Genomic DNA, 16,193 nt, shown 5'->3' on the forward strand with positions numbered 1-16,193 from the left:
AACTAAGGCATTCGCCTAAATAGACAAATGCCAAGTTTTCTAACCATTTAACAACTTATGTCGAAGCGGAAAGGAAACGTATATGAAACGAAAATGTAGGTTAATCTTACTTATCGTGATGATACCACTCCTTACGAGTTGCTGGGGTAGGACCGAGGTAATTGATATCGCCTTAGTCACTGGTATTGCAATTGATAAAGGGGAAAATAAAAATATTCTGCTTAGCTTACAAATTGCAGTTCCAAAAAACCTTGGCCCTCAAGCTGGTAAAGGATCTGGGGGATCTGAAACAACAATAGTGGTCTCGGAAGAGGGGCAAGATATTATGGAAGCATATCGACAAATTCAGTTGAAGTTGTCCAGAGAGGTTTTCTTTGGTCAGAGTAATGTGCTTATTATAGGGGAAGAGTTGGCAACGGAAGGTGTTTCTTCTGTACTTGATTTCTTCACAAGGTTCAGGCAACCGCAATTAGGTAGCACAATTTTATTTGCGAAGGGAAAGGCAAATGATAAGTTAAACTTAAAACCTCAGATTGAAAGTATGACGACAGAGGAAATTAGAGAACAAGAAAAAAGAGGGGCGGGGCTGGAAGTTAAGGTAAGGGATTTTTTGACCCGCATGTTAGCTGATGGTGATGAACCCTTTGCTTCAGAAGTTTCAAGTGAGCCATTAGAAAAAGAGAATAATTCCTCAGATATGGTTCCGTCGCTAAATGGCGCAGCAATCTTTAAGGGAGATAAATTAGTAGGATGGATGGATGATAAAGAATCTCGAGGTCTTTTATGGATGCGCGATGAATTTGTATCTGGAGCGATATCTCTGACAGTTCCAGGTAATGAAGGCGGAGGGCAAATAGGGGCAGAAATACTGCAAGTATCATCTAAGATTAAGCCAACTGTATCGAAGGATAACGTGAAAATAAAAGTCGATAGCTATGGAGAAGTAGAAATCTTTGAAAACTCCTCAACGTTCGATTTGAATGATCCAGAAAATATTCAAAAGGTTAAAAAAATGTTTGAAGATGAGGTTAAAGAAAGGCTTGAATTAACGGTGAATAAAGCTCAAAAAGAATTACAATCAGATGTCTTTGGCATTGGACATGCGGTTTATCGTTCGAATCCCAAACTGTGGAATGATATGTATAAAAGTAAGTGGGCAGAAGTTTTTCCTGAAATTGAAATCGTAATAGCAACTGAAATCAAGATAAAGGGTACCGGGTTTACTAACCAGTCAATAATATTCTCAAATCAGAAAGATTAAGGAGAATCCTTTACCGTCAAGTTCTTAGGAGGATCTTATGGAACGAATATCGGTGTATCAGCTTTTTACAATTACAGTGTTTTTCCAGCTTGGTTCATCTGTAATATTTGGGTTTGCTTCATCTGCTGGCAGAGATGCGTGGCTAGCAATTCTAATCTCTACTGCATTGGGAATTATGCTGATTTTAATGTATATTGCTCTAATGAAAATGAACCCAAGTTTAACAGTTGTGGAATGGTTTCCGGCACAACTTGGAAAATGGATCGGTATGCCGATTGCTTGGCTATATCCACTTTTGTTTTTGTATGTGGCAGGGCGAATTTTAGCCGATGTAAAGTCAATTATCCCTGTTACGATTCTTCCACAGACACCATCATGGTTCATTGTTCTCTCGCTTTTATTAGTTGTTTTGTATGGGGTTTCATCTGGAATTGAAGTTATCGCTCGACTAACCGAATACTTGTTACCGATGGTGTTAATAATCTTCATGATTGAGGTTATTCTACTGTTTTTTTCAGATGTTGTGAATATTAACTATATCCTTCCCGTGGTTGGACAAGGTTGGGGAAAGATTTGGACAGCCGTATGGCCGACAGGTATCACGCAAACATTTGCGGAGACATTAACATTAGCAATGATTTGGCCATTAGTCAAAGAAACGGAAAAGGTAATGAAGGTAACAATTATCGCAGCAATTGTATCCGGAATAACGATTGCTATACTTAGTCTGATGCAATCGCTCGTCTTCGGAGAAAGTATTTTAGAACGTACCCTATTTCCCGTTTATACATTAATGCAACAAATATCGATTGCTGATTTCCTTGACAACCTAGATGCAATCGTAAGCTTAGTTATGGTTCTCACTGCTTTTGCTAAATTAACGCTTTATTTTTTTGCGGCAGTTCGTTCGATGCAATTGTTATTGAATCTAAGTTCGAGCCGATATCTAATTTTACCTGTAGCTATCATTACCTACATGTTAGGAATGACGATGTCAACAAATTTAAGTGAACATATCTATGTCGGTATTCATATTTTTCCCCTTCATTTATGGGTTCCATTGTTAATTGTTTTACCATTTCTATTGCTGGTTGTGACTGTCATACGAAGGATATTTACTAAAGTCTCATCTAAATAAAGGAGTGTTATGGAATGAACAGGTTTCTCTGGCCATGGCAGTCTGATGTAGTGATCGAGTATCCATGGATTTTATTAGTGTTTTTTTTGATTCTTTCGCTTCCATTCTCTATTGTTTCTTGGGTGCGGTGGAAAAAATGATCGCCATTTTTTTAGCAAAAAACACATGATCAACTGGAGTGATCATGTGTTTTATCGTATTTATTTAGTTAATGTTTGTACGGCACCGATTATCCGTTTGACACCTTCTTCTAAAGTTGCACGTGGACAGGCGATATTCATACGCATGAATTGTTCGCCAGCTTCTCCATAAGATGCCCCAGTATTCAAGCCAACCTTTGCCTCTTCAATCATAAATTTATTCAAAGACTTACTATCCATATTTAGTGCACTGCAGTCAATCCAAAGAAGGTAAGTACCTTCCGTTTTCACAACTTTTAGTTCAGGTATATGCTGGTCGAACATTTCAGTTACATAATTGGTATGACTTTCAAGCAAGCTGTTTAATTCTTCAAGCCAAGGCTCGCCATGTGTATATGCTGCTTCCATTGCGGTATTTCCCATTGTATTTAATTGGTTATGAAAGCCTTGTTTATTAAATGATGCATCAAGCTTTTTTCGGTTTTCGGTATTGGTTGTAATCACATAGGATGCATCCAGTCCAGCAAGATTGAATGTTTTCGATGGAGCCATACACGTAATAGTATGATTGGCAACTTCTTCAGAAAGTGAAGCAATCGGGATATGCTTCTGCCCTGGGAACACAAGGTCCGCATGAATTTCATCCGAAAGAATCATAACATCATATTTCAAACATAACCTTGCCATTTCTTCCAGCTCATCTTGTCTCCACACACGACCAACAGGGTTATGTGGGGAGCATAAGATGAATGCTTTCACACCAAGTTTTAATTTGTTTTCAAAGTCTGCAAAATCGATTGTATAGTAATTATCCTTATTAACGAGTGGATTCTTGATTACTTCACGATCATGGGCTTCGATTACATTATAAAATGGTGGATAGACAGGAGTCTGAATGAGAATTTTATCCTGTGGCTCTGTGAAAGCTTGTACAGCAATATGTAGGCTTGTAACAACACCGTTACTGTAAGATAACCAGGCAGGATCAATTTTCCAGTTATGTCTTTTTTCTAACCAATTGACGATTGAGCCTGACACTGTCTCATCGATAATAGTATATCCGTAAATTCCATGCTGAGCGCGTTTTATTAATGCTTCATTAACAGCTTCGGGAGCTTTAAAATCCATGTCAGCAACCCACATCGGTAGTACGTCCTCTGATTGGAACATTGCTTGCAGCATATCCCATTTAACAGATCTTGTATTTTTACGGTCATATAATTCTTCGAAAATACTCATAAAATGCCTCCTATAAAGTCGTTAATGCTATTATAATTAGTAATCTTGACATTTGCCAAGCTTTTCGGCGATGCTAGTTGCAATTGTGCAAGCAGGAAGTTTTTACTTTCTTACTTGCTAAAAAAGCTTAGAGGAAACGAAAAAAAAAGCAAAGCGTTAAACGCCTTGCTTACAGGGGGAATACGAGAAAGTCTTACAGTTATAGTATTACCCCGAAATAAAAAATATAAACAGGGATTTTTAAATTTTTTTATGTGAAAAATATAAACCGCGAACTAATTATTGAACGATTTGCTTATCAATTTGGTGTTAAACAAGAAAATATTCCAGATATTGTGCAGGAAACTTTTATTAGAATTCATCGAAAATCACATCAGTTTCATAAAGGGAAATTTACAACCTGGGTCTATCAAATTACATTAAATGTAGTTCGAGACCAATACAGAAAGCAAAAACGAGACAGAAAGCTTATAGATAAGGCGAGGCAAAGCCAATTGCAAACAATAAAAAATAGTTATTATTTCGAAAAACAGGAGCATTTATTTTTGCATGAATGTATACAAAAACTGGATGCGAAATATAAAATCCCATTAATTTTATATTATTTCCATGATAAATCCTATGATGAGATCGCGCTTATTCTAAATATTAAACTATCCGTTGTGAAGACTAGAATTCATCGAGGCAAAGCGAAATTAAAGGAGATTTTTGAAACATCGATTGGAGAGGAGGTTTACCAGAATGGATGATAAGCCATTGGAAAAGATGCTTCACGAAATGAAAGATGACTATAACAAATTGCCGGAATATACAAATACCAAAACAGTTATGCATTCTATTTTTGCTAGGAAAAGGTCAAAGTGGGGACGGTTGTTGCCAACTGTTGCGATAATAGCGGGAATGCTTTTGTTTATGGTTGTTGCACTTCCTTTTATTAATGATGAACATCAAGGGGATAGAGAAGCTGAATATTTGAAACTTTATTTTCAGCAAAAGAAAGAAACTTTTCGCAAGGAACTTGGGATAGAAAGTGTGGAATCGTTTCGGGAGGTCAAACAGGCAGAACGTCTTGTGAAGCAGTTTGAATTAACAAGTCAAGCAGAGTCGTTTGAACAGATAAAGTCGGAAATCGATTATTTATTTACAACTCCCGAGCAAGCAATTGAACAATTGAATGAAGCTGGAGAATCAATCGGGCAAAACTTAGAATTCGGTAATAAAATGTTAGAGATGGAAGCTTCACTACAAGCATATATACAAGAATTATTTGAAAAATATGCGTTTACGAATGATGAACAAAAGGCTTTACTAGAAGTACAGCATGATAAATTAAATTATTCAGGGCCTTCTGATATAAAGGCATTTTTAAAGTTGCTGGATGAACAAGGGTTTGTCCTCAAACCTGAAGAATTTGAATCGCCAGCAATAAAGGTTCAAATGGACTATTTCTGGATTATCGGAAATAACGAAAGGTTACAGAAAATGGAATGGTTTGAACGCTATTTAGAATTAGTAGAAACAAAAATTGATCTGTATGCACCTGGTATCTATAATGAACAACAAATTCCTTGGCATGAGTTTGACACAATCTTATTGGAAATTGAGGATCTGTTTAATGATTATCCAGAGGCGCAAAATGTTTTATTTGAAGAAACATTTTTGCGAAATGTTGTACATTGGTATTTAGAGGGCTATATCGAAGCTGGTGAGTATTCGTATCCTGCTACCCTAAATCAAGATGCAAGGGATGAGTTATTACATTTTGTTAACGAGCATAGGGACTCTAAGTATTGGGAGATTGTGAACGGAGCTGTAAAGTTATATGAAGCAAACGATTGGGAAAAAGGAGATCGTCTTTGGATTTTAACAAATAAACTATTCCTTATTTTTGACGAAAAATTCGAAGAGTTACAGTTAAAGGATATTCATGAGGTGAATGGTTGGCCAATATTAAGTTCTACACCAAAGACATATATGGAATATGTAGAGGAACAAGATATCTCATTACTTGAAAAGCTCTCATCAATGGAGATTATCTCACTCTATTATTATGCAGTCGAAAGGAAAGCAGAAGAAGTTGTTAATGACATAGTAATTAATCTTGATTTTAACCTAAGTAAAGTAAATTCTAATGAATTGAGCTATATTATTCGAACGGATCATGCGACCAATCAAGAAACCTATCAATTACTAGGGGGGGACAACCATAAGATACTAGAAGAGGTGCGGTTGAGCAAGGAAGGAAATATGTGGAAGATTTCAAGCGTCGAATTATATCAATAAAAAAGCACCGTTCGCACTCTTAATTTGAGGCGACGGTGCTTTTCAAATATTAATTACAAGCGTTTCTCTAATGCTTCTTTTTCTTCTTCAAATCCAGGCTTGCCAAGCAGTGCAAACATATTTTTCTTATACGCTTCTACACCAGGTTGATCAAATGGATTCACACCAAGTAAGTAGCCGCTAATAGCACATGCTTTTTCAAAGAAGTAAACCATGTAACCGAATGTATAAGCATCAAGTGCAGGCAATTCCACGATGAGATTTGGAACATCTCCATCCGTGTGTGCGAGCATTGTACCTTGGAATGCTTTATCATTGATTTCATGAATGGTTTTTCCAGCTAGATAATTCAAACCATCTGAATCATTTTCTTCTGCTTCTAGTGTTAAATTCTTTTTCGCAGCATTCACGTGAAGAACTGTTTCAAATATATTGCGACGCCCTTCTTGGATATATTGACCAAGTGAATGCAAGTCTGTTGTGAAGTTAGCAGAGGAAGGGTAAATCCCTTTTTGATCCTTTCCTTCACTTTCGCCAAATAATTGCTTCCACCATTCGGAGAAGTATTGTAAGCTTGGCTCATAGTTAATCAGAAGCTCTGTAACCTTGCCTTTGTTATATAAAACATTGCGAACCGCTGCATATTGATAGGCTGGGTTGTTAGCCAGTGTTGGCTCAGCTAAGTCATGCATTGCATCCTTAGCACCCTGCATCATATCATCAATGGAAATGCCACTTACTGCAATTGGGAGTAATCCAACAGCGGTAAGAACAGAATAACGGCCACCAACATCGTCTGGAATTACAAATGTTTCATAACCAGCTTGGTCTGCAGAAGTTTTTAAAGCGCCTTTTGCCCGGTCTGTAGTAGCATAAATACGCGTTTTTGCTTCTTCAGCACCATATTTTTCTTCTAAGTATTTTTTAAAAATACGGAAAGCAACAGCAGGTTCTGTTGTTGTTCCACTTTTAGAAATAACGTTAATAGAAAAGTCCTTATCTTTTAATAGCTCTAATAGTTCACTCATATAAGTTGAGCTTAAATGATGACCAACAAAGATAACCTGTGGTACTTTTCGTTCCTCTTTCGTAAGTAGGTTTTGGAAAGAATGATTGAGCATCTCTAGTGCTGCACGTGCGCCAAGATAAGACCCGCCAATACCAATAACAAGCAATATGTCGGAATCATTTTTGATTTTCTCTGCACTTTTCTTTATACGTGCATATTCTTCTTTATCATAGTTTTCGGGTAAATCAATCCAGCCAAGAAAATCGTTACCCGGGCCAGTTTTTTCATGTAGCATATGATGTGCTGATTCCACAAATGGGCTTAAGTAATCAACCTCGTGCTGGTCGAAAAATTTTAGAGCTTTATCATAGGTAAATGAAACGTGTGACATTGACATCCTCCTTTAATTGCAATCAACTGCATAACTTAACTTTATCCGATAAGGATAGTGAAATCAAGAATGATGCAATTTGGATTTGCATACAAAAAACATACACAACGAAGTTAAATCCTTCAATGTGTATGTTTTAATTTGTTTCTTATTTTTTTGCTGATTGATCGATCCACTCTTGCAGCTTATCTTTAAGTGTGTTAAATCCTGCTGTATCATTGTCTTGTTGGAAAGTAGGTTGTGCTTTTTTCTCTTTCGCAGGCTTCTTTGGTGCCTCTTCTGTAGCACGGATTGAAAGGGATACTTTGTTTTTTGCTTCGTCTACATTCATTACTTTTACTTTCACTTCGTCACCAACAGTTAAGTGCTCATTGATATCTTTCACATATCCGTGTGTAATTTCTGAAATGTGAACTAAACCTTGGTTTTCTTCATCTAAAGCAACAAATGCTCCGTATGGCTGTATTCCTGTAACTTTTCCGTCTATAATTTGACCAGCTTCAAATTTGTTTGTCATGCTGAACAACTCCTATATATAAATTCGTTTCTTTTTACACAATATACGATTATAGCACAAACTATTAATTCTAGCAAAAGAATATTTGAGAAATGATAGAAGTGGTTACCAATGTGTGATGGAGATTAATGTATCATTCCCTCTTAAGGTTTGGTTTGCATCAGGATGTATGTGGTATTTTTCATCACGAATAAATCCAAGCGTTAAGTATCCTTTTTTTAACAGATGGTTGGAAATCTGATGAAATGATTTGCCTTCTAACTCACGAGGCAGCAGTAAATGGGAAAATTGCTGCTGTGTCAATAATTGAATTACATCTTCAAACGGGGTGGCGGTTTTGGCATGGCTTAACTCATGAAAAAATAAACCACTCATAAAATCATTCGAGCGGATAATTGTCGTTGCACCAGCTCGCAAAGCATTTTCAATTTGGATTTTGGACAAGATTTCGGCAACGATTGGTATCTTCCTATTATTTCCACGAATAGCAATTGTTGCTAGGATCGTATAGTTATCTGCTTGACGCTCACTTTTATTTAATTCCGATGTTATTAGAACACAGTCAGCATAATCAATATTGGCTTTTTCTAATATTGTGTCTTCGCTAGCATCCCCATGAATAAAATGAACAGGATATTCCTGAAAGGTAAGGTGGCGCAACGTTCGGTCAATAAGAACGATACGCGTTGTTGGGTAATTTTCAGAGGCAATATGAATTAATTGTTTGGTGCGTTCATTCCAACCGATAAAGATAAAGTGATTCCTCCCTCTAAATGGGAGTCTTCCACTTTCAAGGTCCTGCTCATGTTTTACTGTAGCAGTAGATAATGAACTAATATAAAAGGCAATTAAACCACCACCGGAAAGAATAAGTAGGATCGCGATGATTCTCCCGGTCGGAGTTAGGGGAACATAATCACCGTAGCCAACAGTTGCCCCTGTAACAAAAGCCCACCAAATACCATCGAATATTGTTGGGAATTGGGCCGGCTCAAACAAGTGAATCATTGTTCCGAAGAATGTCATTAGAATAAATATGGTAACCAGGAGCTTAACGGCTGTCGGTAAACGAAAATAAATATATTTAAGAAAGCGAATACTCATAGCATCACCTTTAAGCGAAATGTATTTACAGTTTAGTATGAGCTAAGAGGGCAGGGTTATTCAAACTTATCAAGAAGAAAATCCCGAGTACTGACAATACTTATTCTTTGTCAGTACTCGCTTCACTAGAATCTATGCTTTCGCTAATGTTTCTTTTAAACTGTTATAAACGGCAAGCCAAAAATCTTGGTTATCCCGATAGGACTTAGATATAAATAAATACATTTCCTTTGCTTTTTCATCGTGATCCTGCGCATCCTGTGGGGGAAGGGAAGCACGAGAATGATCAACAAATTGTTGGAGTTCTGCTGCACGCGGTCCCCATTTAGCGACTTCTTCTCCATTTTCATTAATGAAAACGAAAATCGGAATAGAACGCGCTTTACCATTTGTTAAGTACTGGTCCATTAATTCTAAATTTTGATCACGCAAAAGCATCCGAACTTGCATATTAGCTGCCTCGGATAGTTTTAATAAAATTGGGATATTCAGCATCGCATCCCCACACCAATCTTCCGTCAACACAATAGCACGAAGATTTTTTTCTCGGATTTCATTAAAAAATGCGTCTTCAACTGGTAAAGAAAAATGATCATAAATATGCAATAAATCTTCCTTGTTCTTTTCCATGGATTCAATATAAGCGTCTGGGTTCATACCTCTTTCAAACCATTGATTAAGATGCATGAGCAATCACTCCTTTTACGAATTTGTACTGAGTAAAATTGTAAGGCTAAAATGATGATACGTAAACAAATGTGCTCTTTTTTGGTGGTAAGTTATAAAAATTTGACAGTAAACTTTATTTAGAGAGGTTGTTCAAAAAGTCCGATAAAATGACATATCGAGAACATGGATCTTCAAATAAAAACCGACATGTCATGTGTCGAACGCCGTAGTCACCAGTTCGTACGTTGCTAAATGGGCGCTTGCGCCTTTGATCCAAATTTTGCTATCATGGAAATTAGTTGGATGAATAGCCTGAGGAGGTAGTATAGATGACACAAATAAATCAGCAGTTTTTACTGGAATTATTAAACACGCCATCTCCATCAAGTATGGAAATGGAAATTCAGAAGAAATGGATAAACTATGTCAAGGATTTTGCCGATGAAATACGTACGGATAATGCAGGAAATGCTATTGGTGTATTAAATGCGAACGCTCCTTTTAAAATCTTGCTTGCAGGGCATTGCGATGAGATTGCGCTTGTTATTAACCGGATTGATGAAAATGGTTATTTGCATTTCGATAAAATGGGCGGTATTAATCCAAAAGCTGCGGTTGGTATGCGTGTAACTGTGCTTGGGTATAACGATAGCGTGACCGGTGTAATCGGTGTGAATGCACAACATCATGGCGGGCTGAAAAATGACTTTGACCTATCCGATTTGTTCATTGATTGTGGCTATAAATCCAAAGAAGAAGCCGTAAAGCACGTACAAATCGGAGATCTCTGTGTATATAAAACAGAACCTGAAATTTTAATGGATCGCTATATTGCTGGACGTGGCTTGGATAATCGGACTGGTGCATTTATTGTTGCGGAAGTACTGAGACAGCTTTCCGAAAAAGATATTAATGTTGGGGTATATGCGGCAAGTACGGTAAATGAAGAAACGAATATGGGCGGTGCATATTTTGCCGCTGCAGGTATTGAACCCACAATGGCAATAGCTTGTGATGTGACATTTGCAACAGATTACCCTGGAGTTAATCAAAATAAGCACGGAGATATAACATTAGAGGGAGGCCCTGTTTTTGCAAAAGGGGCACCAATCAACATTAAGATTAATCAGTTGCTCGAAAAAGCAGCGAAGAAGTTAAATATGGATGTGCAGTATGAGTTAACACCTCGTATGACAGGTACGGATGCCGATAAAATGCGACTTACAGGGAAAGGAGTGCCTGTTTCCTTGGTGTCACTCCCGTTGAGATATATGCATTCTCCTGTTGAAACAGCGAGTATCCAAGACATCGAACAAGAAATTGAATTAATTGTAACGATGATTGCTGATATGACAGGAGAAGAGAGCCTAAATCCATTGGATAATTGAGTTTACAATGAGTAGGGAAGATATAACTGTTTCCTAAAAGTGCCGATTGCCCTCATACGAGGAGCAGTCGGCTTTTTTAAACCAAAAAACAGATAAATTAAAAAGTCCTATATGTTATGAATAACCGTTCCAAAATACCTCTTATTACAAATCCTAATCTGGTATATAGTCCCTGTTTTCCGCTTTATAGAAAAAAATACCATACGCCTCCTCATTTCCGTAGTAAATTAGATTTATTTTTCATATGAAAATGAATCTATTAAAACGTTCTACCTCAAAAAACCTTTTAATATAAAAGGTTTATTTATCTTCCTTGTAAAAAGAGAGCAAATAGTTATTGACATGAAATAGGAAAAATTAGTACTAATTATTCAATTATGAAAATTCGGATTAATTATGACAATAATCGACAAAAAACATTCTATCAATCTACTATACTGACATTAACAGCGAGATTCTACAACTATCGGAAATTGAAGGGGATCGACAAGTTTCTTGAAAAGGAGGGCAGGAGATTTTAGAAAAGTTAAGGGAATGTACTGTTCGAAAATTGAGGGGAGGAAAAGATTTGAGAACAAAGAAAAAGAGGCAGGTAAAGGCGTTCAGTATGGCAGCAACTTTTTTAATGGCATTTTCTTTAATTACACCAGGTGTGACATTAGCTGAGTCGCAAAACAAACCGCATTATTCGCTAAATGATTCCAATAAGGTTGCAGAAGCAAAAGTAAGTGAACGTTTATTAACAGAATTTAAAGATGATGGAAAACAGACATTCCTTGTGAAGTTCAATGAAATCGCAGATGTAAAAAAAGTTGCTTCAGAAGCGAAAGCAAATGCTGCGAAGGCGAATCTATCCGCACAAAAGGTAGAACATATCAGCCGATCCGCAGTTATCTCTGAGTTAAAAGCAACTGCTCTTAGCTCCCAGCAAAATGTAAAAACTTATTTAGAGCAGGAAATAGAGAATGGAAATGCGGAAAATCTTAAATCGTATCATATTGTTAATGGAATAGCAGTTACAGCGACAAAGGAAGTTGCAGAGAAAATAGCAACATTTGCTGAAGTAGAGAAAATTCTTCCGAATGAAACGCGTGAGCTGTATACAACCGTTACAAAAGATGCAGAGACACCTAAATCTGAAATTGCAAATGTGGAGTGGAATGTTGAACGTGTTGGTGCTCCAGCAGTTTGGGATATGGGATTTGATGGAAGTGGTGTTGTTGTAGCTAGTATCGATACAGGAGTACAGTGGGATCACCCAGGTTTACAAGATAAGTATCGCGGTTATGATGCTGCAACCGGTGATGTAGATCACACGTACAGCTGGTATGATGCAACTGCAAGTGAAGATGTGCCATATGATGACCAAGGTCACGGTACACATGTAACTGGAACAATGGTAGGTAGTGAGCCAGATGGAGCCAATCAGGTTGGTGTAGCACCAGGTGCCCAGTGGATTGCTGTTAAAGCATTTACAGCAGCAGGTGGAACCGATGTCGATTTATTAAATGCAGCCGAGTGGATTCTAGCTCCAAATGGTGATGCAAGCATGGCACCCGATGTTGTCAATAACTCTTGGGGCGGAGGACCAGGCTTAGATGAATGGTATCGTGATGTTGTTACTGCTTGGAGAGCTGCTGAAATTTTCCCAGAGTTCTCAGCGGGAAATACAACGCTATTTAACCCCGGTGGTCCAGGGTCAATTGCAACACCCGCGAACTATCCTGAATCGTTTGCAACTGGTGCCACGGATATAAATGATGCTTTAGCGAACTTTTCATTACAAGGTCCTTCACCATATGAAGGCGATATAAAACCGGATATTTCTGCTCCAGGTGTAAATATACGGTCAACCGTTCCAGGTAGTGGCTATGAAGGTGGATGGAATGGAACCTCGATGGCGGGTCCGGCTGTATCTGCAGTCGCAGCGTTATTAATTCAAGCAGATGCAAGCCTGTCGGTGGACGAGCTTGAAGAAATTTTAATGCAAACCGCAACGCCATTAACAGACGGCACATTCTCAGAATCACCAAATATGGGATATGGCTATGGATTAGTTAATGCTTATGATGCTGTGTCATCTATCGTGACTGGTCTTGGCACATTAGAAGGGCAAGTTACAAAAGAGGGAGAAGACACGGAAGCACCAACATTTGAACACGAGGCACCAAGTGAAACGTATGCAGGAATGAATTTAGATCTTGCAATTAACGTATCTGATAATATCAGTGTTGCTTCGGTTGAAGTCGTCTATGGTGATGGAGAAACAGTAGAGGCTAGTCGTGTGTCAGGTGATTACAAATCTGGAGAATATGTTGCAACCATTCCAGGTGAAGCAATTTCAGGTGATTCGTTTACCTACCATTTAGTTATAAATGACTTCGGAAATAATGAAGTAACAAGTGATAGCTACGAGGTAACGGTCTTGCCAGGAATTACAGCAGGGTATTCGGCAGATTTTGAAACAGCTCCAGCAGGCTGGACAACTTTTGGAAACAATAGTAGCTGGGAAAGGGGTGTACCAACCTCTGGACCTGGAGAAGCAGCTTCTGGAGAGTATGTTTATGCAACAAACCCAGAAGGAACCTATAACAACAATGAAAATGGGACACTTATGATGCCGCCGGTTGATTTACGAGATGGAGATTCCTATCTACAATTCAATCAATGGTATAACATTGAAAACAACTGGGATTTTGGTCATGTGTTTATTTCCACTGATCAAGAAGAGTGGACACAATTAGCACGCATTACCAATACCTCTGACGGATGGGAAGCTGCTGAAATTGATCTTTCTGAATATAGTGGCGAGCGTGTCTATATAGGGTTTAATCTTACAACGGATGGCAGTGTACAACGGGATGGCTGGTATATTGATGATGTCACATTAGCTGATACATCAAACAGCAGCAGTGCATCACTCGATGTTGTCCCTGCTAAAGGAAAAGCAGCGGGCAATGCAAAAGCAGATAAAGATTCATTGAAAAAAGAAAAAGTAGACCCGAATAAAATAACACCAGAACAATCAACGAAAAAAAGTGCACCAATTAAAGATGAATCAATTCATCCGACATTGCTTCCACTAGGTGCTCAAGTAAGTGTGCTTGAAAGTGGACGTACAGTAAATACGGATCCAGCAACTGGAAGCTATTCATTGCTTCACGGAGCTGGTGACTTCACAGTAGTTGCCGAAGCATATGGCTTCCATTCTGAGGAGCAATCCGTAACAATTGAAAATGATAGTGTAGCAACAACAGACTTTACACTCGAAGAAATTGACCAGTATTCAGTCAGCGGTACAATCACGGATGAAAACACTGGTGAAGCAGTAGAAGGAGCAACAGTTCTGATCGTTGAGGATGCAAATATTGCACCGGTAGAAACAGATGCTTCAGGCAGCTTCACACTTACTGCTTATCAAGGTACGTATACCTTGAAGGTTCTAGCTGCAGGTTACCATGGTAAAGAAGTTGAAGTGGACCTAAATGAATCAGATGCAGAAATCAATGTAGAACTTGAGCCTTTCTATACGGTTCCGGGTGGAGAAATTGGTTACGATGATGGTACTGCAGAGAATGCACGTGCATTCTATGATGCGGGAAATGGCTGGGCTGTGAAAATGTCATTACCTGAAGGGCAAGAAACTGCACTTGTTACAGAAGGTGTCTTCCAATTCCATGATACGGATTGGCCAAGCCCAGGTGGAACAGAGTTCGCCGTTGAAGTATGGGATGCTAGTGGGCCTGATGGAACGCCTGGTGAGCGGCTAGCCGGTCCAGTTGATGCCGAAGCAATCAGAAGTCTGGATGAATGGACAGTAGTTGATTTATCTGAGCATGCAATTCAGGTTGATGGCGATTTCTATATGGTTTACATTCAAACAGGAGCAAATCCTAATGTACCAGGACTTGCAACCGATGAAAATGGACCAAATGCTGAGCGCAGTTACCAATATGTTGGTGGAGCTTGGTCACCATCACCAGCTGCAGAAGGTAACTATATGATTCGCGCACGTGTAGCATATGGTGTAGAAAATCCAGTGATTACTTCACCAGAAGAAGATTTCATTACAAATGAAACAGAACTAACAGTAGAAGGTACTGCTTCTGATACCACCACGGTTCAATTATTGAATAATGGGGAAGAAGCAGGCACTAAAGAAATCGGTGAAGACGGTACTTTTTCTCTACCAGTAGCGTTAACAGAAGGTGAAAATGAATTCCAAGCTGTCTCATTACTTGATGGTGTTCAAGTTGGGGAATCTGAAACTGTTACGGTAACCTTGGATACAGAAGCACCTGAATTAACAATCGATACTCCAGCTGATGGCGATAAAGTAAATCGTGAAAGTGTAACAGTAGAAGGTACAGTAGCTGATGAAAATCTTGAATTTGTCGAAGTAAATGGCCAAGAAGCGTCGGTAGAAGATGGCAGCTACTCGAAGCGAATTTTACTTGACGAAGGTGAGAACACAATTGAAGTTGCTGCAGGCGATTCAGCTGGAAATACAACAACTGAATCTGTAACAATTGCGGTTGATTTTACAGCGCCTGCACTTGAAAATCTAACACCTACAGAAGATGTCCATATCAATGCTGGTGAAAGTGTTAAGTTTGAATTTGATAGTGAGCCTGGATTAAAAGCAACCTATTTTATCCATATGCCATTAACAAATACAACGGCTAACGCAACAGAGCTACCAATGATGGAAACATCTGAAGGTCATTATGAAGGCTACTGGACAGCTACAAGCAGTGTTGTTGCTGAAGGAGCAGTTATTGAAGTAAAAGTAGTAGATGCTTTTGGTAACGAAACACGCGAACAAGCAGAAGGCAAGCTATTCATTAATGCAGAATAAGGAAAATGCGGGGCTCTGGTCCCCGCATTTTTTCTATGGCTGCTTGCCCAAACGTCAATCCTGCTCGTCAAAGGCACCGACGCATTAAAATCCATATCAATAAAGTACCCCATTTTATAATCTCTTATTATGTGACATTCATTTAATTCCGAGTTTTTTAACTTGCATTGATAGAAAAATAGTGTATAATAAATTT

11 protein-coding genes are annotated in these 16,193 nt (G+C 38.4%); 6 read left to right on the top strand and 5 right to left on the bottom strand.

The annotated features are described in order from the left end of the window. Positions 1 to 82 precede the first annotated feature (82 nt). Complete coding sequence (locus D1B32_RS05260; protein ID WP_118888796.1) at positions 83 to 1,261, top strand: Ger(x)C family spore germination protein; 1,179 nt, start codon at positions 83 to 85, stop codon at positions 1,259 to 1,261. 37 nt (positions 1,262 to 1,298) lie between these two features. Continuing rightward, positions 1,299 to 2,399 carry a GerAB/ArcD/ProY family transporter gene (locus D1B32_RS05265; protein WP_118888797.1) on the top strand — a complete coding sequence of 367 codons (1,101 nt, stop codon included), beginning with the start codon at positions 1,299 to 1,301 and terminating at the stop codon, positions 2,397 to 2,399. 200 nt (positions 2,400 to 2,599) lie between these two features. Here the strand turns inward: D1B32_RS05265 and D1B32_RS05270 are convergent, their stop codons facing one another. Then, complete coding sequence (locus tag D1B32_RS05270) at positions 2,600 to 3,778, bottom strand: MalY/PatB family protein (RefSeq protein WP_118888798.1); 1,179 nt, start codon at positions 3,776 to 3,778, stop codon at positions 2,600 to 2,602. A 254-nt stretch (positions 3,779 to 4,032) separates the two neighbouring features. Here D1B32_RS05270 and D1B32_RS05275 point away from each other — a divergent pair, with 254 nt between their 5' ends. Together D1B32_RS05275 and D1B32_RS05280 are read left to right on the top strand one after the other, a co-directional pair. Beyond that, positions 4,033 to 4,527 carry an RNA polymerase sigma factor gene (locus D1B32_RS05275; RefSeq protein ID WP_158586208.1) on the top strand — a complete coding sequence of 165 codons (495 nt, stop codon included), beginning with the start codon at positions 4,033 to 4,035 and terminating at the stop codon, positions 4,525 to 4,527. Continuing rightward, positions 4,520 to 6,061 (top strand): hypothetical protein, encoded by a 1,542-nt coding sequence (locus D1B32_RS05280; protein WP_118888800.1) that lies wholly within the window; start codon positions 4,520 to 4,522, stop codon positions 6,059 to 6,061. The genes D1B32_RS05275 and D1B32_RS05280 overlap by 8 nt, the downstream gene beginning before the upstream one ends. 53 nt (positions 6,062 to 6,114) lie before the next feature. Here D1B32_RS05280 and D1B32_RS05285 read toward each other — a convergent pair whose 3' ends face one another. From D1B32_RS05285 to D1B32_RS05300, 4 genes are all read right to left on the bottom strand, one after another. After that, the gene (locus D1B32_RS05285; protein ID WP_095309216.1) at positions 6,115 to 7,461 is read right to left on the bottom strand and encodes a glucose-6-phosphate isomerase; all 1,347 of its coding nucleotides are present in this window, start codon (positions 7,459 to 7,461) and stop codon (positions 6,115 to 6,117) included. 148 nt (positions 7,462 to 7,609) lie between these two features. After that, complete coding sequence (gene yugI, locus D1B32_RS05290; protein WP_095309214.1) at positions 7,610 to 7,978, bottom strand: S1 domain-containing post-transcriptional regulator GSP13; 369 nt, start codon at positions 7,976 to 7,978, stop codon at positions 7,610 to 7,612. A 105-nt stretch (positions 7,979 to 8,083) separates the two neighbouring features. Then, positions 8,084 to 9,082, bottom strand: coding sequence for a potassium channel family protein (locus tag D1B32_RS05295; RefSeq protein WP_118888801.1), 999 nt, complete (start codon positions 9,080 to 9,082; stop codon positions 8,084 to 8,086). 132 nt (positions 9,083 to 9,214) lie between these two features. Further along, positions 9,215 to 9,769: a thioredoxin family protein gene (locus D1B32_RS05300; protein ID WP_118888802.1), complete on the bottom strand. Its 555-nt coding sequence runs from the start codon at positions 9,767 to 9,769 to the stop codon at positions 9,215 to 9,217. A 311-nt stretch (positions 9,770 to 10,080) separates the two neighbouring features. On the opposite strand from D1B32_RS05300, the gene D1B32_RS05305 reads away from it, so the two are divergent. Beyond that, complete coding sequence (locus D1B32_RS05305) at positions 10,081 to 11,139, top strand: M20/M25/M40 family metallo-hydrolase (protein ID WP_118888803.1); 1,059 nt, start codon at positions 10,081 to 10,083, stop codon at positions 11,137 to 11,139. Between the two features lie 568 nt (positions 11,140 to 11,707). Continuing rightward, the gene (locus D1B32_RS05310) at positions 11,708 to 15,997 is read left to right on the top strand and encodes a S8 family peptidase (RefSeq protein ID WP_118888804.1); all 4,290 of its coding nucleotides are present in this window, start codon (positions 11,708 to 11,710) and stop codon (positions 15,995 to 15,997) included. The last annotated feature ends 196 nt before the right edge of the window (positions 15,998 to 16,193 follow it).

The organism is Oceanobacillus profundus, assembly GCF_003515705.1.
Lineage (GTDB): Bacteria > Bacillota > Bacilli > Bacillales > Amphibacillaceae > Oceanobacillus > Oceanobacillus profundus.